Annotated in this window: 19 protein-coding genes; all 19 read right to left on the bottom strand. The window is 39.1% G+C overall.

Annotated elements, in window-relative coordinates; translation table 11 throughout:
- Positions 1-113: 113 nt before the first annotated feature.
- Complete coding sequence (ligA, locus tag MKZ16_RS29860; protein ID WP_036678665.1) at positions 114-2,126, bottom strand: NAD-dependent DNA ligase LigA; 2,013 nt, start codon at positions 2,124-2,126, stop codon at positions 114-116.
- 77 nt (positions 2,127-2,203) lie between these two features.
- On the bottom strand, positions 2,204-4,543 hold the full coding sequence (gene pcrA / locus MKZ16_RS29865; RefSeq protein WP_036678664.1) for a DNA helicase PcrA: 2,340 nt from the start codon (positions 4,541-4,543) through the stop codon (positions 2,204-2,206).
- 61 nt (positions 4,544-4,604) lie between these two features.
- On the bottom strand, positions 4,605-5,324 hold the full coding sequence (locus MKZ16_RS29870) for a heptaprenylglyceryl phosphate synthase (protein WP_094902717.1): 720 nt from the start codon (positions 5,322-5,324) through the stop codon (positions 4,605-4,607).
- Between the two features lie 226 nt (positions 5,325-5,550).
- Positions 5,551-6,417, bottom strand: coding sequence for a phosphatidylinositol-specific phospholipase C/glycerophosphodiester phosphodiesterase family protein (locus MKZ16_RS29875; protein ID WP_038573481.1), 867 nt, complete (start codon positions 6,415-6,417; stop codon positions 5,551-5,553).
- 108 nt (positions 6,418-6,525) lie between these two features.
- Complete coding sequence (locus MKZ16_RS29880; RefSeq protein WP_076107105.1) at positions 6,526-7,932, bottom strand: undecaprenyl-phosphate glucose phosphotransferase; 1,407 nt, start codon at positions 7,930-7,932, stop codon at positions 6,526-6,528.
- Complete coding sequence (locus MKZ16_RS29885; RefSeq protein WP_076107104.1) at positions 7,929-8,882, bottom strand: glycosyltransferase family 2 protein; 954 nt, start codon at positions 8,880-8,882, stop codon at positions 7,929-7,931. Before MKZ16_RS29885 ends, MKZ16_RS29880 begins: the two co-directional genes overlap by 4 nt.
- A gap of 103 nt (positions 8,883-8,985) precedes the next feature.
- Positions 8,986-10,011, bottom strand: a complete 1,026-nt coding sequence (locus MKZ16_RS29890) for a glycosyltransferase family 2 protein (protein WP_076107102.1) — start codon at positions 10,009-10,011, stop codon at positions 8,986-8,988.
- Positions 10,012-10,129: 118 nt separating this feature from the next.
- Positions 10,130-10,993 carry a dTDP-4-dehydrorhamnose reductase gene (gene rfbD, locus MKZ16_RS29895; RefSeq protein ID WP_038573485.1) on the bottom strand — a complete coding sequence of 288 codons (864 nt, stop codon included), beginning with the start codon at positions 10,991-10,993 and terminating at the stop codon, positions 10,130-10,132.
- A gap of 24 nt (positions 10,994-11,017) precedes the next feature.
- A complete protein-coding gene (gene rfbB, locus MKZ16_RS29900; protein WP_038573487.1) occupies positions 11,018-12,040 on the bottom strand; it encodes a dTDP-glucose 4,6-dehydratase in 1,023 nt (340 codons plus the stop codon).
- A 54-nt stretch (positions 12,041-12,094) separates the two neighbouring features.
- Entirely contained in the window at positions 12,095-12,643 is a 549-nt protein-coding gene (rfbC, locus tag MKZ16_RS29905) for a dTDP-4-dehydrorhamnose 3,5-epimerase (protein ID WP_038573489.1), read from the bottom strand.
- A 223-nt stretch (positions 12,644-12,866) separates the two neighbouring features.
- A complete protein-coding gene (locus tag MKZ16_RS29910; protein ID WP_052097543.1) occupies positions 12,867-13,178 on the bottom strand; it encodes an EamA family transporter in 312 nt (103 codons plus the stop codon).
- A gap of 63 nt (positions 13,179-13,241) precedes the next feature.
- Positions 13,242-13,610, bottom strand: coding sequence for a DUF2304 domain-containing protein (locus MKZ16_RS29915; protein ID WP_038573493.1), 369 nt, complete (start codon positions 13,608-13,610; stop codon positions 13,242-13,244).
- Between the two features lie 14 nt (positions 13,611-13,624).
- On the bottom strand, positions 13,625-14,335 hold the full coding sequence (locus MKZ16_RS29920; RefSeq protein WP_038573494.1) for a glycosyltransferase family 2 protein: 711 nt from the start codon (positions 14,333-14,335) through the stop codon (positions 13,625-13,627).
- Between the two features lie 52 nt (positions 14,336-14,387).
- Positions 14,388-15,746 (bottom strand): DUF2142 domain-containing protein, encoded by a 1,359-nt coding sequence (locus MKZ16_RS29925; RefSeq protein WP_038573495.1) that lies wholly within the window; start codon positions 15,744-15,746, stop codon positions 14,388-14,390.
- A 217-nt stretch (positions 15,747-15,963) separates the two neighbouring features.
- On the bottom strand, positions 15,964-16,953 hold the full coding sequence (locus MKZ16_RS29930) for a glycosyltransferase family 2 protein (protein ID WP_038573496.1): 990 nt from the start codon (positions 16,951-16,953) through the stop codon (positions 15,964-15,966).
- Positions 16,954-16,956: 3 nt separating this feature from the next.
- The gene (locus tag MKZ16_RS29935; protein ID WP_038573497.1) at positions 16,957-17,895 is read right to left on the bottom strand and encodes an NAD-dependent epimerase/dehydratase family protein; all 939 of its coding nucleotides are present in this window, start codon (positions 17,893-17,895) and stop codon (positions 16,957-16,959) included.
- Positions 17,896-17,946: 51 nt separating this feature from the next.
- Positions 17,947-21,753: a glycosyltransferase gene (locus MKZ16_RS29940; RefSeq protein WP_038573499.1), complete on the bottom strand. Its 3,807-nt coding sequence runs from the start codon at positions 21,751-21,753 to the stop codon at positions 17,947-17,949.
- Between the two features lie 21 nt (positions 21,754-21,774).
- Positions 21,775-23,211 carry a class I SAM-dependent methyltransferase gene (locus MKZ16_RS29945; RefSeq protein ID WP_052097350.1) on the bottom strand — a complete coding sequence of 479 codons (1,437 nt, stop codon included), beginning with the start codon at positions 23,209-23,211 and terminating at the stop codon, positions 21,775-21,777.
- Positions 23,212-23,213: 2 nt separating this feature from the next.
- The gene (locus MKZ16_RS29950) at positions 23,214-24,431 is read right to left on the bottom strand and encodes an ABC transporter ATP-binding protein (protein WP_076107100.1); all 1,218 of its coding nucleotides are present in this window, start codon (positions 24,429-24,431) and stop codon (positions 23,214-23,216) included.
- Positions 24,432-24,435: the final 4 nt, after the last annotated feature.

Below are 24,435 nucleotides of genomic sequence, written 5' to 3' on the forward strand. Positions count from 1 at the left end.
TTTTTTCTAAAAAAGAAACGTTTAGTTGTATCCACGCAAAAAAGGCCCCTGCTCCTCTCGCACTTAAACGAAATGGAACCCGGAACCTTTTGGAATCGAATATAGTTTGTTACTTACATATCCAACAAGCGAATTAGCTCATCTTCATCCTCAATGACCTGAATGCCTAACTGCTGCGCTTTAGCCAGCTTACTGCCAGCTTTTTCACCAGCGATAACTAAATCTGTCTTCTTGGACACACTTCCGGACACCTTTGCTCCGAGTGCTTCCAGACGTTCAGCTGCTTCATCTCGGGTAAGCTTTTGCAAGGAACCGGTCAATACGACCGTTTTGCCACTAAAGAAGGAATCGGTACTAACAGGACGTGGCGCCTCAGGAGCCTTCGCTTCCACACCCAACGCCCGCAAGCGGGAAACATTAGCTACTACAACTGGATCTGCGAAGAAGCTGACAATGCTCTCGGCGACAATCCCACCAATGTCTGGTAACTCAGCGAGCTCCTCGGCTTTGGCCTGCATCACGGCATCCAGATCGCGGAAATGATCAGCCAACATCTTCGTCGTTGCTTTACCTGTGTTAGGGATCCCTAACGCAAAGAGAAATGAAGCAAGATCTCTACCTTTGCTATCTTCTAAAGCTTGCAGCAAATTCTGTGCTTTTTTCTCACCAAAACGGTTCAGCTGTACGAGCTGCTCAAAGTTCAGTTCATACAGATCCGCAGAGTCATGTACATTAAGCTCATCATAGAGCTGACCCGCCGTCTTCTCACTGAATGTCTCAATATCCATCGCATCACGCGAAGCAAAGTGGGTGATCCGACTGATAATCTGCGGCCTACAATTCAGTTTATTGTTACAGAAAAGATGTGCTCCGCGCATTTCTAACGGATATCCACAAGCTGGACAATCCTCAGGGAAAATAATCTCTCCACCGTCATTCTCCTCTGTTACCTTGCCGAGAATTTCTGGGATAACATCATTGGAACGGCGAATAAAGACCCGCGAACCTAAGGCGAATTTCAAGTTTTTGCGCTCAATATCACCCACATTATTCAGGGTGCAGTTCTGAACGGTAACTCCAGCAAGCTCTACAGCCTCAACCCGAGCCAGCGGAGTCACTTTACCTGTACGACCTACATTCCAGCTAACAGACTCCAGCACGGTCGTCGTTTCTTCGGCTTCAAATTTATAAGCTACTGCCCAACGCGGGAACTTGTCAGTGTATCCAAGCACCTCACGGATTCTGAAATCCGTGACCTTAATTACAGCCCCATCAATGAGGTAATCGAGACTCGAACGACTCTCCTCGATTCCAGCAAGCTGCTCAGTTACATCATCAAAATCATTGCAGTAGGTCAGGTATGGGTTCACTTTAAATTTGTTATTCCGCAGAAAATCCATCATTTCCTGATGATCAGCGAACTCCGCACCTTCTGCAAAGCCTACATTATAGAAAAAAGCGTTCAAACGGCGGTCCGCAGTAGTCTTCGGATTAAGATTACGCAGTGCACCTGCTGCTGCATTACGCGCATTCTTCAGCGGCTCTGCAGCCCTTGTATTATAATCAGCCAGCACAGACAGATTCATAATCCCTTCACCCTGAACCTCAATGACCCCATCCTTGAAGGGAATCGTCAATGGAACGGATTTGATGGTCTTCACCTGTGCAAGTATTCCTTCGCCAACTACACCATTGCCACGCGTCGATGCCTGTTCGAGAACACCATTACGATAGGTTAAATTCAGCGTTAAGCCATCGAACTTCAGTTCTACTGCATAACAAGGATCAGGAAGAGGGTTGTCTGGATTCTTGAGATTGTATTCATTCACTAACCGGAGCACCCGGGTATTCCAGCTGCGCAGCTGTTCAATATTCTGTGCTTTATCCAGACTCCAAAGCGGTGCCAGATGCCGATGCGGCGTGAAACCCTTAAGCAGCTCTCCACCTACACGTTGTGTGGGCGAATCCGGTAGTACGAAGCCACTCTCAGCCTCCAGTGCTACAAGCTTGTCGTATAAAACATCGTATTCCTTATCGCTGACTAGCGGTGCATCCAGCGTGTAGTAGTGGTAATTATAGTTATTTAATTCCGCAACAAGCTCTTCCATCACATGCATAGCATCCATGCAGGTACATCCCTCCGTCAATAAGTTTCCTAAAGTTAGCGTGATCTAAATATCCGTTCGTTAATCGTTGTCTGTTATTATTCCACTTTGGTAATCGGTGCAAACCCCGCAAGCAGACGTTTCACACCCACGGGTGCCGGAAAAGCAATCTGTAGCTCCGTGTCATTCCCGCTGCCTTTAACAGATACAACGGTGCCCGTGCCCCATTTGCCGTGGGAGACCTTGTCACCCGCTTTGTAATCGCCAGCTGCAGCAGCCCCTGCTCCGGTAGCACGCTGTGCGCCTCCGGAGGTCACGGTCACGCTGCTCTTGCTTGCCGCCGCTGACGCCGTGCTTCCGCCGCCTGCCGGTGTAGCTCCGGCGGCGCCACCTCGGCCGCCAAAGTTCCCACGGCCACCGCTGCCGAAGCCGCGTCCGCCGTAAGCACCGCCTACCTCCGCGCCTCCGCGCTGGAAGCGGTCTTGAGTCTTAACGGTATCTTCCTTCAGTTCCTCCGGAATCTCCTCCAAGAAGCGGGACGGTTGGTTCGCCGTCGTCCGCCCAAAGAGCGTGCGCATCCGCGCACAAGAGAGAAACAGTTGTTTCTCCGCGCGGGTGATCCCTACATACGCAAGCCGGCGTTCCTCTTCCAGCTCGTCGTTGTCCTGAAAGGCACGGCTGTGTGGGAACACGCCTTCTTCCATTCCGACGATAAATACCGTCGGGAACTCCAGACCTTTGGCGCTGTGCATCGTCATTAACACAACCGCATCACTACGATCCTCTTCATCATCGTTCACACTATCGATATCTGCGATAAGTGCAAGATCCGTGAGGAAGGAGACCAGCGACTTGTCTTCATTGTTCTTTTCAAACTCCATCGTCACCGATAAGAACTCATCGATATTCTCTAACCGCGAGCGTGACTCGAGTGTATTTTCATTTTGCAGCTCCAAACGGTACTGCGACATCTCCAGTATTTTTTCCGTCAATTCGGTTACAGACAAGAACTCCACCATACGGTGCAGAGCTTCAATCATATCGTAGAACTCTACTAGCATATTCCGTGTCCGTCCAGCAAAGCCCAAATCATCGACCGTTTGCAGTACTCGGAAAATAGAAACACCACGTTCACCAGCCGCAGCTGCCAGCTTACCAACCGTTGTATCTCCTAATCCACGCTTAGGAACATTAATAATACGCGTCAGGCTGATATCATCATCAGGGTTAGACAATAAACGTAGATACGCCAGCAGATCCTTGATTTCTTTACGATCATAGAACTTGATCCCGCCAACGATTTGATATGGAATATCTGATTTGATCAGAATTTCCTCTATTACCCGTGACTGAGCATTCGTCCGATACAAAATCGCGTGATTCTGGTAGGCTTGACCTTGTTTCACATTTTTGCTGATTTCTCCGGTTACAAAATATCCTTCGTCATGCTCGGAATCCGCCCGGTACACCTTAATCTTGGCGCCTTCCTCGGAATCGGTCCACAGCTTTTTCGGTTTACGGCCACTATTAAGCGCGATTACCCCATTGGCTGCATTCAGGATATTAGCGGTTGAACGGTAATTCTGTTCTAGCAGAATCGTCTTCGCTTCCGGATAATCCTCTTCAAAATTAAGAATATTCGTAATATCCGCACCACGCCAGCGATAGATCGACTGGTCACTATCCCCTACCACACAAATGCGGTGGTGGCTGTCTGCCAGCATGCGGCACAACATGTATTGTGCTCTGTTCGTATCCTGATACTCATCCACATGGATGTATTTGAATTTCTTTTGGTAAAAATCCAGAACCTCGGGAACTTCCTTAAATAATTCGATAGTCTTCATAATCAAATCATCAAAATCAAGCGAGTTATTGCTTCTCAAACGTCTTTGATACATTTTATAAACCTTAGCAACTAAACCTTCGAAATAATCACCGACTTTTTGCTCATACTGCGCCGGAGTTATCAACTCATTCTTAGATGCGCTAATTATGGCTTGTACAGCTTTCGGTTCGAATTTTTTCGTATCAATATTCAGTTCCTTCATGCAATTACGAATGACTGATAACTGATCTGTAGAGTCCAGAATCGAGAAGTTGGAGGTAAATCCAATCCGCTCAATATCCTTCCGCAAGATCCGAACACACATGGAGTGAAAGGTAGATACCCAAATATCTCTTCCCTCAGGTCCAACGAGCTTAGATACACGTTCCTGCATTTCCCTCGCAGCTTTATTCGTAAATGTAATCGCCAAAATCGCCCAAGGCGGCGCCTTTCGATTAGCAATCAGCCAGGCAATTCTGTGAGTCAGCACTCTCGTCTTCCCACTGCCCGCACCAGCCATAATCAAAAGGGGTCCTTCAGTAGTTTCGACAGCCTGCCTTTGTGGAGGATTCAATCGGCTGACCGCGTCTTGTATGTTAATAAGTTGCATGTGTAACATGCTCCTTTCCAAAAATGAAATTACAAATCATAAGTAGTCCATAAGCTAGCCGCTACTCGAACTGCTCTTGCACCGTCTTTTTAACAGCTAATACCGTACGAATTGCCTGCTCTACATCCCGATAAATAATATTGCCGACAACTACTGTATCACATAGAGCTGCTGCCTGCTCGGCCTCCGCCTCACAAGTAATGCCGCCTCCATAAAATAGTTGGGCTTGCTCCACCATCTCACGCACTATACGTACTGTCTCCATCTCCCCAAATCTACCGCTATATTCAAGATATACTATTGGCAGAGACATCAGCTTGTCCGCAACCTGGGCATACGCAGCCGCCTCTTCAGCATTAATGGTTGTCTCGGCCCCTGTAATCCGCGCAACTGAAGAATCACTGTTCAAAACGACGTAACCTTCCGTTAGCAGCTGATCCCATGGGATCATAAATCCATAACGCTCTATAGCTCGACGATGATGACCTACAATCCAAGCTGGATCGGGTGTATTTAGCACCATAGGAATCATATAAAGATCAAATCCGGGTACAGCAGCTTCAAGTTCGGATACCTCGAGTGCACAGGGCAGCTCAAAACGTCTTACTCTTGATAAGAGATCTACTGTATTCTCATAGGTTACTCCTGTAGAGCCCCCTATCAATATGGCATCCGTGCCGGACAAGCAAACGGCCTCCAAATCCTCATCAGAAATCATACGATCCGGGTCCAACTTAAACACATGCCGCCAAGGTTTGATCATTTGCTGTACTGATTTCATGAGAATCATCCTTAATTGTCATTTGGGCAAGACAAAACACTCCTGCCGCCGCAAAAGATATAGATCTAGTCTATGCCAGCACAGGAGGTGTGTCAATTTAAAGCGAACAAAAATACGAACATTTTTTCGTATATAAATTTGGGGTCCCTGCAAAGTACCTGAATACGCATCTGAGGAAAGCATCACTTTGTGGGGATATATTAGTGGTAATGAGTGGAGAAAGATTTCAGCGCATACCTTTGAGGTTATTCAAATCATTTTCAGGCACAAAATCACTATAAAATCCGTCTACACCCATACGAGATAACTCTCTAATCTCATCCTCTTCATCCACTGTATGAACGTATACACGAGCTCCGATATTTTTTAACTGTTTGACAAAACTCTTGGTGGCCCGGCTAACTGGCATCGTAATATCCACACCTGTTTTTTTAACAAACTCAATAACTTGTTCATCCGTATCCTTAGATTGGTACAAGGTGTAAAGCACTTCTGGAAAAGAATACACCTTATTGATCTCATCAAGCATCGGCTGATTGTAGATCTGTGGAACTATCCGCTCCAACAACGCTGGATCCCGACGCTGCGCCGCTTGGGTCAGCAATGTAAATTGCTTCTCTATAAGATCCGGTTGGATTTCTTTGGTATCCGTAACGATATAAGCATCTGGATAATTCTGCATTAGATCAAGCACCTTCTCAATATCAAGGGGAGAGTATATATTCAGGATGGGGCTGTCCATAAATTCCTCGTAATCTAGTGCCACACCCTGTTTATTAGCAGGGAGAACCTCCAACTGACCTAAAAGCTTGCTCATATTGCCTGTCCATTCATGCCGAGCAACCAACTGATCATCCTTCGATAGCAAAAAATCAACTTCAAATACGCGAGTGCCCCGTTCATAGTTAGCGACAAATGCCTCCCAAGCATTGGTATACGCATAGCCGTTGATTCCCCCCATGGCATGTGCAACGATTTTGTGCGCTTCAAAGCCGCTCACGGGTTGCTCTTCCTCTTTGTTCAACGTTATTACAAGAATCATTATTAGTGCGACAATCATTACTACGGTTGCAATAATCTTTTTCTTATTCATAGTTGTGAGTTTCCTTTACAAAGTTTAGATTAGAAAATTAATACCCCGCTCTGCCAGTGGCAAAACGGGGTATTATTAAAATTTCACAAATCTAAATAAGTGCAGGTCTCAATATGCGTTTTTGTTAACGAAGCCGTTGCGAATCGTTTTGAAAATAATTCGAATGTCGAACAGTAAGGACCAGTTCTCGATATAGAAAATATCGTGCTTAATCCGTTCCTCAATTGAAGTGTCCCCGCGCAGCCCATTGCTCTGTGCCCAGCCCGTAATTCCTGGACGCACATGGTGCTTCACCATATACTTCGGAATTTCATCACGGAATTGTTCTACATAAAACGGTCGTTCTGGCCGTGGGCCAACTACACTCATATGACCCAGTAATACATTAAAAAATTGCGGAAGCTCATCCAGACTTGTCTTACGGATAAAGGTTCCAAATCGAGTTCTACGAGGATCTTCCCGCGTACTCCAACCTGTATCCTCTTCCCCGTCCTGCTGCATCTTCATTGAACGGAACTTATACATCATAAAATTACGCCGATTAAGTCCCACACGTTCCTGCCGGAATATAATCGGTCCCGGTGAGGTAAGACGTACGCCGAGAGCTACGATCAGCATCACGGGAGATATCATAATAATCGCGAATAGAGAGAACACGATATCAAACAAACGTTTTGCCATCTTATTACCCGTCATATCCAGTGGAATATCACGAACATTAATCATTGGCATACCTGCGAAGTTATCAAAGTAAGGACGCGCCGGTAAATAATCAAAGAAATCCGGAATAATCAATGTGCGTACCCCTGCTTTTTCACAGGCCGCAATAATCGAAGGATATTTAGAATGCGCATCGAGCGGCAAGGCTAGAATAACCTCGTCCACAGGCAGCATCTCCAGCATTCCGGATAACTGATCGACCGTTCCCAGGATAGGTTTATACCGTTGCTCCTCAATCCCGTCCCAAGTATGGTAATCGTCTAAAAAGCCAATGGCTTCATATCCAAGCTCAGGATATTGTTCCAAATTGTTGTAGAATCTTTTACCAAGAGTACCTGCGCCGATGATAAGTACGAACTGGCGGTTCAATCCTTTTTCGCGCAAAGATTTAAGCATCTTCTTCAGCACATAACGGTAAAGCATAATGGAAAGAACATTAAACCCCATATAAATAGCCAGATATGTACGGGAGATGTCAATTTCTTTCACGAAGAACATTAGACCGAGCAGGATGAAAATGCTCATGATATGCACTTGGAAAATCTTAATAAATTCATCGACAAAACGTTTCTTACGCTTAGGCAAATAAAGCGATAAAAGGATACCGATTAAGACAGCTACTGCACCATAAATCATACTCCAATAAGCGTAAGACTCTACAGGCAGCGTGTTATAGGATTCCATCCATCCGCTCTTGAACTTGATCCACCAAGCCGCTAAAAAGGACAGTTGGATGACAAGAAAGTCAGCAACCATATAGAGCTGTGTCAAAAATTTCTGATTCCGCCGAATCATAATCTCACCTCAGTATTCTTATCGTTACGTGCGCCTGTTTCCGTAGCAGAGCTAAGACTCTGTGCAGGTGATGGAACTGCTTTAGGAAAGATTAGGGCATTCCGCAAAAGGGACAGAGCAAATTTCACACCAACACCAGCATATACTGTTCCATTTATAATACTGTTGTACTTCCTACTATAATGCTTACGATGAAATAAAATCATTGCCCTGTGAAATTCATAGACGATCTTGAACGGTCTACGTCTGGCACTGCCGCCTTTAAGATGTACGATGGAGGTCTTCGGATAATAATAAATCTCCCACCCAGCCTCTTTAATACGATAGCACCAATCTAAATCCTCACCGTACATAAAAAACTCTTCATCTAATCCGCCCACCTGATCAATCGTCTCCCGCCGCAGCAGCATAAACGCACCCACCAGACAATCTATCTGGTAATCAAGATCAGGGTCCAGATAACCTAACTGGTAACCGTTAAACTTCGGTCGATCTGGAAACAACTTACTGAAACCAAAAGCATAATAGAAGGAAGCTGACGGTGTAGGAAATCCACGCTTACACGCTTTATCCAGCGACCCGTCTGGCAAAATAATCTTACATCCTGACGCCCCAACATCGGACCGACCATCCATAAAGGAGATCATCGTCTCCAGCGTGTCCCTGCGTACCACCGTATCTGAATTGAGCAATAGTACATACCGTCCGGATGAAGCTTCCATCCCCTGATTATTTGCACGGGCAAAACCGACATTGTCGTTATTTGCGATCAACATGACACTTGGAAACTCTCTACCAATCATCTCTACCGAATCATCATGGGAATTGTTATCTATCAAAATAATCTCATAGGAATAGTTCGTTTCTGAGTCATATACCGACCTGATACAGTCCATCGTCAGGCGACACGTGTTGTAATTGACAATAAGTATGCTTACATCTACATTCACTGCGTAACGCTCCTGACAAATATAGTAATCTACCGACAATTATTATAACATAAAACCTCCCTGAGAGGAGATGACCTTTCAGGGAGGTTTTACCAGATACTGTTCAATTTACGGGTTTCTTTCTCTCTTTTACGACGGTCTGTATATATTTTCGTTTCTTTTTCAACGCTGGGAGCTGAGTAAAAAAGGATTTCCATGCTACGATTAACTTTGGCTCTCTCAGAAGCATATAACCATGAGCGGCAATTTCATAGGGAAGAGAAACCAAGATTGTCTTCAGCATAGTTCGAGCCGATTCATTCTTGTAGATCATTTTGTAGCGATTAATGTAAGATATTCGTCGGATAAACATCGGTTTGGTACTGCGGCCAGACGTTTTCCACCCACGTTCATGATACCCAATTGCCTCAGCATCATAATATCCCCGCCAGCCGAATAACTCCGCCCTCCAAGCCACATCCACATCTTCCTTATAGGCAAAAAAATCTGCATCAAAAAACTCGCCATCAACACTTATGTCGTTGATCATCCGTCGAGAATACATCGCCGCCGCCCCAGAAACGCCAAATACTGTCCCCGACTGTGTCCATTGTTCTGCTGGCTCACCCGCACCACGATCAAATGCACGCCGCGCTGTATTCATCCGTAAACCAGTGCTATCCACTAATCCGTGATCAGCCTTTAACAAAAGCTTTCCTGTGGCGCTGCCGATTAAAGGATTGGTCTCCATTTGTGCGATTAGTCTAGAGATATAATCTGGAGCCAGCGTCAAATCCGGATTGAGAACGAGGACATAATCTGTTTCTGTAGTAGCTATAGCTTGGTTATGGGCTGGGGCGAAGCCTGTGTTTTTTTGATTTTGGATAAGTAGCAGGCTCGTGGGCGCTTTCATGTTAGCTTGTGAATTGAAAGGTTCTAAATCCTCTAGTGAATTACTTGAAAAAGCCCCTTTATCGATCGCGTTAAAGAACATATTCACTTTCTCTGCACAATCGTCCGAAGACGCATTATCCACAACAACAATTTTCTCAATAGGATAATCCTGTGCCATTACTGCCTCTAAGCAATCTATAATGTCATCCGCACTGTTGTAGGTCACGATATGTACACTAACTGTTTTGTTATTCATGAGTATCCTCGACTTTGTAATTTCTAATTAACTACCTGCTTCCTTCTTATTATAACGAAAGAACACAAAAAACTCCCGCATCGTTATAAACGATTTGGGAGTTTCAATTGGTGTTATTCTATTCTTTTAGCTCTAAGAGGAAATCTCTCAAGCCTTCACGCCAAGGCCGAATGTCCTCAAAACCATTCGTACGTATCGACAGATGCTCCATCACCGAATTCCGAGGACGTGGTGCAGGTCTCGGAAACTGTTCCGTGGCACAGGGTTCAAGCGTAGCAGTGAATTTGAAACCCAAAATATCCTCGGCCTCTACAAAGATCGCCTGTGTAAATTCAAACCAGGTACAAGAGTCGCTATTTGACGCATGGTATACACCATACTTCTCAGTTTGAACAAGCTCAAGCAAGAATCGAGCTAAATCGACTGTATAAGTAGGCGAACCTTTTTGGTCATCGACAACTTGAAGCATTGGCTTTTCTTGACCAAGCTTTAGCATTGTTTTGACAAAGTTATTCCCGTATTTGCCGTACACCCATGATGTTCGTACGATGAAATACTTAGAGGAGAGGGATTGAACGAGTACCTCACCCGCACGTTTCGATTTGCCGTATATACTCTTAGGGTCTGTATTATCATATTCATGGTAAGGCTGTGCTCCCATACCATCAAACACATAATCCGTGCTAATATACACCAGCTTGGCTCCAGCTTTTTCAGAAGCTAGCGCTACATTTCGGCTTCCAGTAGCATTAATTAAATAAGCTGCATCAATATCACTTTCTGCCGCATCTACTGCCGTATGAGCAGCACAGTGAATAACCGCATCCGGTCCAAAACCGCCAATAACTTGGATGCACTGATCCAGATCAGTAATATCCATCTCCTGACGATCGCAAGCCAACACTTCGTGACCTTGATGCTGGAGCAGTAAAACTACGTCCTGACCCAGTTGTCCGGCCGCACCTGTAACAAGTACCTTCATAGCTATTTTACCCCCGTATCAAAATTACAATGAGTCACCTAATCGATCACCATATTGCTGTTCAGCATATTTTTGGTATTCCCCAGATTGAATACGGGTCCACCACTCGCGGTTATTGAGATACCATTGGATAGTTTCTTTAATACCTGTTTCAAATGTATGTTTCGGCTTCCATCCCAGTTCATTCATAATCTTAGTTGGATCAATACCATAACGGCGATCATGACCAGGACGGTCTTGAACATAAGTAATCAAAGAATCAGGCTTGCCTAGTTCCTGCAATACCGTGTTTACAATATGCACATTCGTACGTTCATTATTACCACCAATGTTGTAGACTTCGCCGTTCACACCCTTGTGAATAACCAGATCAATCGCGCTGCAATGATCCTCAACATACAACCAGTCGCGGATATTCATTCCATCGCCATAAACAGGCAACGCTTGATCAGCAAGTGCGCGGGAGATCATCAGCGGAATAAGTTTTTCCGGGAATTGGTACGGGCCATAATTGTTTGAGCAGCGGGTAATATTCACTGGCAGTCCAAACGTTTCGTGATATGCACGTACTAGCAAGTCTCCGCCTGCTTTGCTTGCTGAATATGGACTGTTAGGAGCCAAAGGAGTTTCTTCGGTGAATAATCCAGTCGCACCCAGTGATCCATATACCTCATCCGTAGATACTTGAACAAACTTAGTGATACTGTATTTTTTCGCCGCATCCAAAAGTACTTGTGTTCCAAGTACGTTCGTCTTCACAAACACTTCCGGCTCTAAAATACTCCGATCCACATGCGATTCAGCCGCGAAATTAACAACGACATCCACACCCTGGCTAATCAGTTCATCCATCGCAGTAACATCTGTAATATCAGCCTTCACGAACGTATAGTTCGGATGATTCTCGATCGATTTTAGGTTCTCCAGATTACCTGCGTAAGTCAATGCATCCACATTAACAATTTCGTAATCAGGGTGTTGTTGTAACATGTACAGCACAAAGTTGCTGCCGATAAACCCAGCCCCGCCAGTAACTAGCAGTTTCATTTATAGCCCACCTTTTGTTCTTTGAGATTATATTCAAGTTCTTGCTTACCACTGTTAATCAAAGTTTATTTCCGCATCTTTCAGTAATGGATGACGTTGATCCTTATCCGACAATATCGGACTAGAAGTCGGCCAATCAATACCTAAGGTTGGGTCATTCCATAATATGCCACGATCATTTTCAGGGGAATAATATTCGTCCACCTTATATAATACTTGGGTGTTAGGCACTAACGTACAAAAACCATGCGCGAAGCCTTTAGGCACCAGTAGCTGACGCTTATTATATTCGCTAAGAATTACTCCCACCCATTGCCCAAATGTTGGAGAAGTACGACGGATATCGACGATAACATCATAAATAGCACCGGATAAGACGCGAATTAATTTAGTTTGAGCTTTAGGGTTTAACTGGTAATGTAAGCCACGCAACACCCCAACCTCTGCAGAAAGAGATTGGTTATCTTGGATAAATTGATAGTTAACGCCAAGCTTGTGCATGATTTCTTCGTTGTAGCTTTCCATAAAAAAACCCCGGTTGTCGCCGTGGACCACAGGTTCTAGTATACTAGCGCCTTGTAGTTGTAGAGGTGTAACTTTCATAATCACAAAACTCCTTTACATCTAAAGTTCCAGTTTTCCTAATTCTTCGGCATGTGATTACCTGTGTTAACCACTAGCTTTCATTGAGAATTATGTCCATCGGTTTCAGTCACAAGGATTTTTTAAGTCTTCACGGTGTGAAAATAATAATCTTTATATTACGCTGTATTTGGATAAAAAAATAAATATATCTTCACCTGATCAAAAATAATATCCATATAGATTAATCCACTGCTATTACAAAAACGCCAACCATTATTACTATCATTCCTAGCCATTTCATAAGTGAAACTGGTTCATTAAATATGAACAGAGCAGCGAGTAAGCCTAGAACATAAGCTATACTTTGTACAGGGTAAGCAACACTTAAAGGCACTCTAGATAAAACAACAAACCAAACTAATGTTGCAAAAACATATAGCAGTAGACCTGCTATAATTTGGATATTAAATAATGCTTTCCATGCATTATTTAAACTAACCCCTCCCATTTTCTCTAGTCCTAATTTAAAGAAAATTTGTCCCGAAGCTAACATGACAATGTTAAATAAAAGCAACAAAGCATTAATTATACCAGATGAACGTAACGTAGTATCACCTCATTTTTCATTATTTTTTGTTCGTTTTAACTCTTCCACTTCGTACTTAAGCAACCCAATTTCTTGTGATAATTCTTTCACTTTTATTGTTGACCTCGATATCACTATAGTTAATGAAAATAAAATTAAAGTAACTCCAAAAATAGAAAGCAAGAACAGTGCATTTACAGGTATCTCTATACCCATCAGACCAGCAATCGTTTCAAACGAACTGGGGAATATGGAAAGAACAAGGACAATTAACATTATACATAACCATAACATTGAGTACTTCAACTCAATACGATATTTACGAATCATATTGATAAGAAGAACAAAGCAAAGAACAGAACCAATTAACAAAATAACTTGAAGCTTATAAGATATCATATTTTACTTCCTTCTTATACAATTTGCTTTCTCATTTTATCAATAAGTATAGCTAAAGAGACTTTCAGCATATAATATACTGATTTCAATTTTGTGATGGACGATTTTCCTCCCTGCCTCGATTTCATCTCCACAGGAACTTCCTTCAAAGAAAACCCGTTTCTCTTTAGATACATTATTGACTCAGGTTCTGGATAATCTGTAGGATATCTCTTCGAGAAAAGTTCAATTACACCTTTATTACAAGCACGAAATCCAGATGTCGGATCAGTAATGACTTGATTAGTAAGGAGCAACAAAAGATTAGAAAAATAATTTATACCAATTCTTCTTATCCTTGAACTTTGAAATCCCGTTTTCTCAATATAACGAGAACCAATTACCAAATCAGCTTCATCATTTAATAAGGGCTCTATTAATTTGGAAATATATTTAGGATTATGCTGACCATCCCCATCTACTTGAATAGCAATGTCAAAACCAAAATTGTGAGCATATTTATATCCCGTTTGAACTGCTCCACCAATACCCAAATTACACGGAAGATCCACAACTGAAACCCCTATATTTTTACACATACGACTAGTAGTATCAGCTGAACAATCATTAATGACTAATATCTCTGAATTCGGAATGTTAGTTGCTTTGATATTGTTTAAAAGCCGCAAAATATTATCTTCTTCATTATAAGCAGGTATTATCAATAGGATTTTCTTTTTATTCATACTTACTCCCTTTAAGATGTGTTGTTCTAACTGGTTCCAGGAAAATAATACCTTACCAAAATCGATGCACAACTTTTTGCAAGGATAACAACAAAACAATAAAGATCAAAGCCATGTAGATATATTGTTGCCGTATCCTTTTAATAATTGGAGTCAATAAATAAATAGAATACAGAAATATTATGGATATCGGTATAAAATACCTTCCTTGCAATCCATATATGACATTATCCTCACCTTGCGTCCATGTAAGATATAACGTGGATGCTATAATAATTACAGTTAGTAATGATACTGCAAACAAAATAAATCCTTTCTTAATATGAAGAAGATTATTATCGCTATTTTTCATTTCAATAATTACAGACGTCACGAGCATACATAGGTAGATAATGGCACTGAAATAATGTACAGAAGTCTCTCCCCAACCAAAAACACCAACAAATTGAACATATAAATAGTCAAAATCGATAAAAGTATTTACCAATTTATGAATATAATCAAAAGGGTGATGCAAAGCTGTACTCAATTGCATCATAGGATCAATTGGAAAAGTTACTTTAATACTCTTTAATATTAGCCCCCATGACAACAGAACAAGTAAACTTGAAGCTACTATAGTAGCGACGTAAGTAATATACTGCTTGAAACTGGCTGTCTTTTCTTTTGGTAATAGAAATACCAAAAGACAAATGAGGAAATATGCATTCTTAGAAGCCGCCACTATACAAGTTATTATTAATAAAGAAATAAATTGTTTTCTAGAAATAAATTTAATATTGGGATCAAAAATTAAATACATGAGGTAGGCGAAAAACAGAAATAGTGCTCCGTTTGTTAGCGCATCTGCACTAAGGGATGCTGCTTGATTAATAGTCATCGGCATAATAGCGAGCAATAAAAAAGTGTATTTCAACTTGGGGATTAATTTTATCGAGAGATAGGTCATCGCTATGTACGTAAATAGGTTGAAAAGTCGACCTAAATAGAAAGTAAATAATAAATTAAAATTCAGTAAATTTCCCAATTTGATCCCAATTGCTTGTGGTAAATATACTATTGGATGATAAACCGCGGAACTTGGAAAAAGAAAAAAATCATTTTCACCAGGAACAACATGAATTTTAGCAGCATTTTTCAAACTCTCAATCGTTGCTTTGTTTTCATAATTCCGTGTGATGGTCCCTCCTCCAACCGCAGCTTCAAAATCCCTAATTGCAATAGGAAGGTAATTTCCGATCTCACCATTAATATTTTCAGTTACTAAATTACGTTCTGAAATTTCATAAGCCCGATAAAAATGGGCGAATTCATCAGCTGATTGAAATGGAGGAACAAACACCACCCATATCAGTCCAAAAATAGATGCTAAAATCAAAAAAATATTTTGAGGCTTTAATTTCCTACTCATTCTTGTACCCACCTTCTTTCTCTATTTATCCGAATTATTCTATTAAACAAGAAAAAATCTATAGCGTAAAATAAATAAAAAACATTAATTCACTATAAATCACACACTTTTTCACAATCAGATAATATTAAAATATCATTCCATAATTGATCGCTAAATTATTAATGTTACTCTAGTGAGTACGATATCCTAGGAACTATTTCTTCTATAAATATTATCAGATATCATTTTTCAATTTTAACATCTTCTTAATTTTCACAATTCCGTATTGCAAACCCTTTTTAATAAGCCAGCATTGTATACTAACATAATTACGCATATTACTAATTTTAAATTCAGTTTTGGTAAGGTTTTTCCTATTGGTAATACCTTGACGTATTCCTTCAGAATACTCCTTTTGAAAACCAATTTTTTTATAAAATTGATATTTAAATAAATGCCCTACAATTAGGAATGGGGCGTTGAGAAGCAGTTGAATCCCTAACATATTTTTATAGAGCAGGTATACATTATTTCTGGCAGATAATTTTACTTTCACAGAATTATATCCGTTTCCTGTGGTAGCACTTCCTATGTGATAGATAATTGATTCTGCGCAATATAAATTATCGTAACCTTCTATACGAGCTCTATAACCAATGTCCACATCCTCTAAATATGCAAAAAATTGCTCATCAAAATAACCTATCTTATCAAAAACTTCCCGTCTATATATTGCCGCACCCGCGCAAGAAGTAAAAATGTACCTATTATCCAAGTATTTATTTATATTTTCACCATGTCCCTCTTGATATGCCCATCCAAACACAGTAAACGCATCACCAGCATTATCTATGAGTTTATTATCATGAAATTGGATCATTTTACTGGAACAAGAAAAAACATTTTCATCGCTCTCAATACAGGCGAGAAGATTTTCAAGCCATTTGACCGTTAGAAGAGTATCATTATTTAGTAAGGCCACATATTTACCTTTACTATTTAAAATCCCTTGATTTACTGCAGCACTAAATCCTTTATTCTCATCTAGTAATAGGCAATTAATTTCCGGCATTATTTCTAGTGCAAGTTTAATACTATCATCTGTCGAACCATTATCAACCAATATAGTTTCATAATCTTGATATGATTGTTCTTTTAAAGTAGTCAGACAGTCAATCAAAAATTTTTCGCCATTAAAATTAGGAATAACGATAGATACATTCATGATTTATTCCCTTAAAAACTTGTCGCGTTCGGACAACAGTTTTCTTATCCCCTGATCAACATTAATTTTAGACTCGAATCCCAGATATTCTTTAGCTCTTCTTGGATCGAGTACATTTCGCTTCACATCAATATCTCTCATGCCTTTGTAATCCACATGTGCTTTAACCTTAGTGATAATCTCAATCTGTTTGATTATCTCAATAATACTTGTACCAATTCCTGTGCCCACGTTAAAAATAGGTTTAACGCTATGCTCTGTATGAATATATTCCACAGCAGACATAACTGCCTCAATCACATCTGATATTTCAATGTAATCTCTTACCGTTGAACCATCGCCCCAAACGGTAATAGTATTACGAGTTAATATAGTGTCTAAAAACACTGAAATAGCACCAATCTTCTTCTCAGGGTCTTGTCCAGGACCATACGGATTGGCTACACGCAAAATAATATTATTCATATCATATAGTTGATTGTACATTAATAGAATTTTTTCAATAGTAAGTTTCATTATCCCATAATGATTCAAAGGGTGAGAGTTGCTGTCTTCATTTAGAAGATCTACCTCATTGAAATCTCCATAAACAGTTCCTCCCGAGGACAAGAAAATCACTTTCTTTATCCTCTTTCTCTTCGCTGCTTCAAGCAGTTCTAAGGTTTTTATAACATCATTCCTATAGGAGTCGGTAATATTTAACATGGAAGAATAAGGAGATACCGTACTTATCAGATGTATAACAACATCCTGGTTTTCCAGTAAATTATCAAAGTGATCTTCCGTCAAGAAATCCCCTTCTATTGCAGTGAATTCAACATCTGGCAAACTTTTATCGGTGATGTGTCGATCGTACACAGTAACATTATAGTTACTTTCACACATTTTTTTCGTTAGATGTGCCCCTATAAATCCAGCCCCGCCCAATATAAAAACATTCATAAGTTAAACAACCCTTTCGTCGGTCTCTCCCTCTTTATAAAAGGGGGAAAATCAGAACAATCTAAAATACGCAGACGCAAAATTGCTCATTTTAAATTGTTCGAATAATAATTTCGTATTTTTTGCATATTCAGAGTATTGTCCTGAGTCTGTAACCATCACTCGCATTGCATCTGTAAGTTCTTGAACATCAACTATTCTTTCCTCGTTAAGTTCAAGTATGATACCTGCATATTTATCCTCTTTTACAGAATGTAACATTTTTGGAATTTCTCCAATATTAGTAGATATTACAGGCTTATCATAAGCAAGATATTCAATGATAGAATTGGGAAGACTTTCAGATATAAAATAACTCGGAAGGATTGCTACATCAAATGCTTTTACCCATCCGATCCATTCAGATGGTTTTTTCAAGTCCATGATAAAATGGATGAACTTATTATCTTTATATTTCTCTCTCATCTCATTAGCGTATTGACCATGCCCTACTAAAATTAAATGAATCTTTCTTTCAAGTTCTTCATTTAAGTTAATAACAGCGGTGATACTCTCTTCCCAACCCTTTTCTTTTATTGCACGAGATACAAGGCCAAATACGAAATCGTCTTCTGCTATACCAAGTTCCGTCTTATCTTTTAAACCGATATTTTGTAATTGATATCCATAATACACTTTGTATAACTTATCGATATTATTTACTTCAACAGTATCAAATACTCTTTTATTCTTATTAGTTGCATAAATAATACTGTTAGCTCGATCAAGAACAGGTTTAACTAGACTTGAAAAATCATTATCCCAATCAGGATTTTCTATTAATGCCTCGTAGCATCCGTGCATAGCTAACACCCAATTAATATTTTGATTACCTTGAATTGCATGATAGGTAATTTTATCGGACCACCAAATATGACTATTTATAACCTCAATTTTCAAATCATTAATATATGATCTCAGTTCATCCGGGTTACCATTACTTTTCAAAACATTCACATTTTTTGAAATCATACCTGACATCATTGAATCTTCTAACCAAGGTCTAGCATTGTACACATACACATCTTGAAAGGAAGCAAAAAAATTGGCTAATCTAACAACCAACATTTGTCCTCCTCCCACCTCAAAATCAGGAGCAACAAATAGTATCCTTTTTTTGATACGTAAATAATTAACCGAATTAACTTTCTTTCTAGCTTCATTTTCTAAGTTCAAGAATTTATCAGCTAATACATCGTTTTTCAGTATATCCTTACTCTCATAACCTTTACAGCCTAATCTTGCATATTCATTTGGAATATGTTGAAGAAATCTATCTACTATAAATCCGGGGATCTCAAAGTTCTCTAAAATAAATAATTTGATAGCTAACATCTCTTTAAACAATTCAAGCTTCTGCTCACTTCTGCTTACAATGCTACTAGAGTGTCTTCTATGATAATTCAATATATCGGAAACAAAAGAGATCTTTCCTAATTTTAGCGCATATAAATACGCTAACCAGTCTCCTCCAATCTTATAATCGCATAGCATTTCTTCCAGTCCCTCAAGTGCAGAAGATCTGAATAATACAGCACTAGCATTAGGGATGGTATTCTTAATAGCCAGCCCCTCGACTACTTCTTCTCTACCTTCAATGCAATATGAAGAATCCCATTTAGTTAATGACAAATCCTTTGTATACTCAGAATAAATATAGCCAACTTTAGTAGAGTTTCCATCTATAATTTCAGATTGGCAATAAGCCAAGTTCACCTCGTCATCATCAAATGATGGGATTAACTTCTCTAGCATATTACTCTCACATAAATCATCAGCTTCAGCAATCCATATTAGATCTCCAGTAGCCTCTTTAATTCCTCTGATCCATTGGCCAAAACAACCCACATTCACTTCATTTTTTATTATCTTATAAGGAATATTAGATCTCTTTAGTATTCTTTCTGCCACTTGCACACTATTATCAGTAGACATATCATCCAGAAAAATAATTTCTTTTGGTTTCACTGTTTGATAAATAATAGAGTTCAATCTATCTTCGATATAATTTTCATAGTTATAATTGGGGATGATTACAGAAACCTCTTTGCTAAAAGTCTCCTCACCTTGTGTCATATGCAACAATTGGTTAACATAATCTGAAAAATCCAATTCCTTTTCGATTAATTCCAGCCCAAGTTGCTTTATACTTTCATATGATTGCTCATCGCCTAAAATCCTATAAATCTCTGATGCAAAATCTTTAGTATTCAAATATGGGGCTGGTCTAACACCTAACCTTTTAATAAATTCCCCCATGCCGCCATTCCCCTCAAAAGTAACTGTAGGCGTACCATTATCAATTGCCTCTAATACAATAGAAGGAAATGGATCTTCCCGTGAAGGAAGTAAGAATAAGTCAGCTCCCTGTAAGATCGGGGAAAGATTAGTTTGAAAATCAATTTGGTGGATATATGAGTCTAACTTTAAGATTTCCGCATCATGTTTCATCCACTTTTCCAGTATTGGTTCGACTTGCCCAACCCATACAAAATGTAGTTTTCCTCCATTCTCCCCCACTAACATTTCTTTTGCTATTGAGAAGAAAATATCAAACCCTTTACGAAGATCACCGTATCCCCCGCCTAAGAGGATAGTCGAATCTGGTTCAATCTTCAAATTTTCACAAAGTTTCTTTTTTGCAGCCTGTTTATCCAAAGCACCTCTACGTTTGTTATATATGCCTTGAGGTCTTATATGTACCTTCTTTTCATCTACTGGAAAACAATCTGCGAAAGACTCTCTAACAAAATTATTTGGAAACACAATTTTGTCAGAATATTGAACAGCATAATTTGCTGCTTCTATAAAATCATAAGTCTTTATAGAAGTGGGTAGTTCATGGACAAGTGAAATAACCTTTATACCATGTTCAAACATTAATTTAGTAAGGATATTTGAAACAACGGAGTTAGAGATACAAATATTTACTCCTTTATCCTTAAACTCATTAATTATTTTGTTAACTTCTTCTTCATTCTCTAAGTAGGAGAGAGAATTCTGATTGAAATTAATTATGGTAGCATACTTGGAAAACTCATTAACAAGTGGACCGCCTTTTAGTAACAAAACAATAACATCCTTATTAAAAACCTTCTTTAACGTTTTTACAATGTTAAGAGAAAGGATAGATGCCCCCGCATTTTGCGCATCATGAGAAACAAATAAAACAGTATTACTCTGTTTTAACGAGATTTCCCTTTTAAAATCCTGACCGCTCACTTGAATATTATTGTAACTATCCACGTTCTGATAGAGTTTACTCTTCGTTTTTTGGATAGCCTGCTTTAGCCCGTTCTCCTTCAATTCTTTAAAGAATTTTGCTCTCAGATGTGGTTGTTTACTAACAACCCTGCGTAACTTCCCCGTATATTGCTTCAATTTATTCGCCTTATACTCAGAATTGGATATCTGAATTAGTTCCAACTGACCGAGAGTAAAAGAAGAAGCCTCTGCTATTTCCAATGTAATAATCTCCGCATCAAAATCACACTTTAAGAAATACACAATGGGAGTTCCATAAAATGTTCCTAGATGGTACTTTTCATGCCTTTGATTATTGCCTTTCACATGTAATATAACTTCTCCAGTAGTCTCTGTATTCGAAATATTATATACTAATTTATAATATTTCTTACTGGTTTCAAGTTTGAAATTAATAAATACTGACTTATTATTTTCTGAAACTAATAGTCCGTGCGTACCTACAGATGCGTTCTCAACTTCTAAAGAATTTAACCGAGTCGTTTGCCTTAAAATATTTTTTTTGATATGATTTCGTTCGATAATATTCTGTACTAAATTTGTAGCTTCATTCAACTTTTATCACACCAATCTCGTTTATTTAATCATTCTAGCAATTAGTTTTCCTAGAATTGTTGAATATATTTTATTGAGTTCATTAACTCTCACGTTCAATTCTTCAGTTTTCATATTTAACTCTTCAGTTATTTGACTAACCTTCAATTCTTCTTGTTTCCTCAAGATTAATTCTTTGTCTGACCTTTCTTCTACACTTGATATTCTCTGCAACAATTCCTCTATACTTTCTTTACTCTTCTCCAGACTATCTTCAAGAAGAACTTCAAATTGCTTATTTTTCAGCTTTAAATTCGAATTTTCCAACAGGAGATCAGTATATTCCTTTTCTATCGATTGTATTTTATATTCAGAACCTCTGAGTTTTCCTAATAACCAATCAGGCTTACTAAACTCATAATCTATACAACTCAGTCTAACGATAATTCTACTTAGTTCCATTCGTGGTGAATCAAAGAGAATTTGTGGGTCTTCATGAAGAAACAAAAACGTACTCCCATCTGAAAAATCCGCGTTATTACCATATCTATCTATAACTAGTTGCTCACCGTTTTTATCAATACAAACGATTTCCTCTATATTAATGATACAATTCACATTCAATGGATCAAATCGCAATCTTTCGATCCCCTCGTATCCTATTAAATCAAATTCATACTCTCGAGAAGAAGCATTCGCTCTTATCGTTAAGCTTTGTTCTTCTGTGATACCATCACCGCAATCAACATATAGCTGCGAATAATAGTAATCTCCCTTAGTTACAACATTTCTTATTTTGCTAGAATTCTCCTGTTGGGGTTGTAGTTCCATAACAAATTGGTATAAATCACATAAGGGTCTATTTTTCAGGAATTTAACAACACCATTTGGTAACCCATCAAAAAAATTACCCAATTCTGTTTCACCCACGCGTTTTATAATTGCATCTTCCCACTTAACAGCTAAATTACAGGTAGATATCATATTTATTAAACTGGTATATGTGAAAAAACGTATATGAGTATCGTCAAGTAGACCCGTTTTTCTGTATTCAAATTTGTTGTGCAGCAAATCAATAATGACACTATTATGGGCAATATTGGGAACTGAAATCAACAAAGAACCCCCTATTTTTAGGAGTTCTACGCATTTGTTCATAACAATCTGAGGATTGTAGAGATGTTCTAATACATCAGCAAAAATAATGTGATCAAACTTCACATTTTCATACTGCTCAAACCATTTAAAATCTTCGATATTACCTATTACTACATCTTCAGCAAAAAATGAAGCTTTCTTTGCAGCAACTTCGTCTATCTCAACAATATAAACTTTACAATTTAATTGTTCCTTTAAATATTTTGTCATTCTTCCAGCAGCAGGACCAAATTCTAATACTGTCGACCCTGGTCTGATTTTTTTTATAATAAGTGACAAAGAGTTTTTAGACGAGACATCCAAATCGAAATCATATTTCACTATCAATCACCATCCATTTTCCATTTATGCGGAAGAACACAAATACCCTCACCTATATAAGCAGATCTTACAAAAAACTCTTTAATTCTTGCTCTATAATCAATGGGTACATGAGCATTGTTTTCAAAAATTGCTACATCAAAATAATAGCTGCCACCCAATAAATTAAATCCTTCGTATTCCAAATAAATAGTGTTTATTCCTTTTTTATAAGAAACTTTTTCTTTATCTAATAAAGTATTAACACCGCAGACGTAGATATCATCGATAGTATGAATAGCTACCCCAATAACTATATCTAAATTATCAGTATTCATTTCAAAATCAATCTTTAAATTGAAATTGGAGTTATATTCGATTTCATCAATTTCCTTACCATTAGTATCAATAATCTGAAATCTTTCGATAACACCTATCATATCATCATTCAGTTTTAATTTTTCTTTATTATCCTCATTTTCATTAGATTTTGTAGATTTTTCGCCGTATTTCAGATAATCGGTATAACGATCACATATCAAGTCGGTGTCGCCCTGTGCTTCGATCCTTCCTGAATTCAACCAGATTGCTCTGTTGCAATAACGCTTTATACTGTTTATATCATGAGAAACAAATAATATAGTTTTACCCTTGTCTCGAAACTCACTAAACTTTTCCATACATTTTATTTGGAATTTCAGGTCACCAACTGCCAACGCCTCATCGACTATTAATATTTCTGGATCCACATTAATAGCTACTGAAAAAGCTAACCTTGCGAACATACCACTGGAATAAGCTTTAACTGGTTGATAAACAAAATCACCTATATCTGCAAATTCCAGAATACTATTTAATTTTGCATCCATTTCCTCTCGACCAAACCCCATCATCATACCATTCAAGTATATATTTTCTATACCTGTATACTCCAAGTTAAATCCTGCACCAAGTTCTAATAATGCAGAGACTTTGCCATTAACACAAACCCCTCCAGAGGTAGGTGATGACACACCAGTAATAATTTTTAGAATTGTAGACTTCCCTGATCCGTTCTTTCCAATTATACCAACTACTTCGCCTCTATATATTTCCATGCTAACATCGTTAAGTGCATAGAAGGGACGATGGTAAGTCATTTTCCGAATACTCAAAGACTCTTTTAAACGGTGTACAGGCTTCTCATAAAGCTTGTACACTTTTGTTATATTTTCAGCTCTAATAGCCAACTCTTTACTCATATCC

It is taken from the genome of Paenibacillus sp. FSL R5-0928 (assembly GCF_037970385.1).
Classification (GTDB): Bacteria; Bacillota; Bacilli; order Paenibacillales; family Paenibacillaceae; genus Paenibacillus_AQ; species Paenibacillus_AQ odorifer.

Bases quoted from the DNA above. Each gene is read 5' to 3' on its own strand.
- MKZ16_RS29910 (WP_052097543.1), bottom strand. From the start codon at position 13,178: ATGTTAGCTTCGGGACAAATTTTCTTTAAATTAGGACTAGAGAAAATG.
- ligA (WP_036678665.1), bottom strand. From the start codon at position 2,126: ATGGATGCTATGCATGTGATGGAAGAGCTTGTTGCGGAATTAAATAAC.
- MKZ16_RS29930 (WP_038573496.1), bottom strand. From the start codon at position 16,953: ATGAATGTATCTATCGTTATTCCTAATTTTAATGGCGAAAAATTTTTG.
- MKZ16_RS29925 (WP_038573495.1), bottom strand. From the start codon at position 15,746: ATGAGTAGGAAATTAAAGCCTCAAAATATTTTTTTGATTTTAGCATCT.
- MKZ16_RS29870 (WP_094902717.1), bottom strand. From the start codon at position 5,324: ATGAAATCAGTACAGCAAATGATCAAACCTTGGCGGCATGTGTTTAAG.
- pcrA (WP_036678664.1), bottom strand. From the start codon at position 4,543: ATGCAACTTATTAACATACAAGACGCGGTCAGCCGATTGAATCCTCCA.
- MKZ16_RS29920 (WP_038573494.1), bottom strand. From the start codon at position 14,335: ATGAATAAAAAGAAAATCCTATTGATAATACCTGCTTATAATGAAGAA.
- MKZ16_RS29915 (WP_038573493.1), bottom strand. From the start codon at position 13,610: ATGATATCTTATAAGCTTCAAGTTATTTTGTTAATTGGTTCTGTTCTT.
- MKZ16_RS29950 (WP_076107100.1), bottom strand. From the start codon at position 24,431: ATGAGTAAAGAGTTGGCTATTAGAGCTGAAAATATAACAAAAGTGTAC.
- MKZ16_RS29875 (WP_038573481.1), bottom strand. From the start codon at position 6,417: ATGAATAAGAAAAAGATTATTGCAACCGTAGTAATGATTGTCGCACTA.
- rfbD (WP_038573485.1), bottom strand. From the start codon at position 10,993: ATGAAGGTACTTGTTACAGGTGCGGCCGGACAACTGGGTCAGGACGTA.
- MKZ16_RS29935 (WP_038573497.1), bottom strand. From the start codon at position 17,895: ATGAATGTTTTTATATTGGGCGGGGCTGGATTTATAGGGGCACATCTA.
- rfbB (WP_038573487.1), bottom strand. From the start codon at position 12,040: ATGAAACTGCTAGTTACTGGCGGGGCTGGGTTTATCGGCAGCAACTTT.
- MKZ16_RS29890 (WP_076107102.1), bottom strand. From the start codon at position 10,011: ATGAATAACAAAACAGTTAGTGTACATATCGTGACCTACAACAGTGCG.
- rfbC (WP_038573489.1), bottom strand. From the start codon at position 12,643: ATGAAAGTTACACCTCTACAACTACAAGGCGCTAGTATACTAGAACCT.
- MKZ16_RS29880 (WP_076107105.1), bottom strand. From the start codon at position 7,932: ATGATTCGGCGGAATCAGAAATTTTTGACACAGCTCTATATGGTTGCT.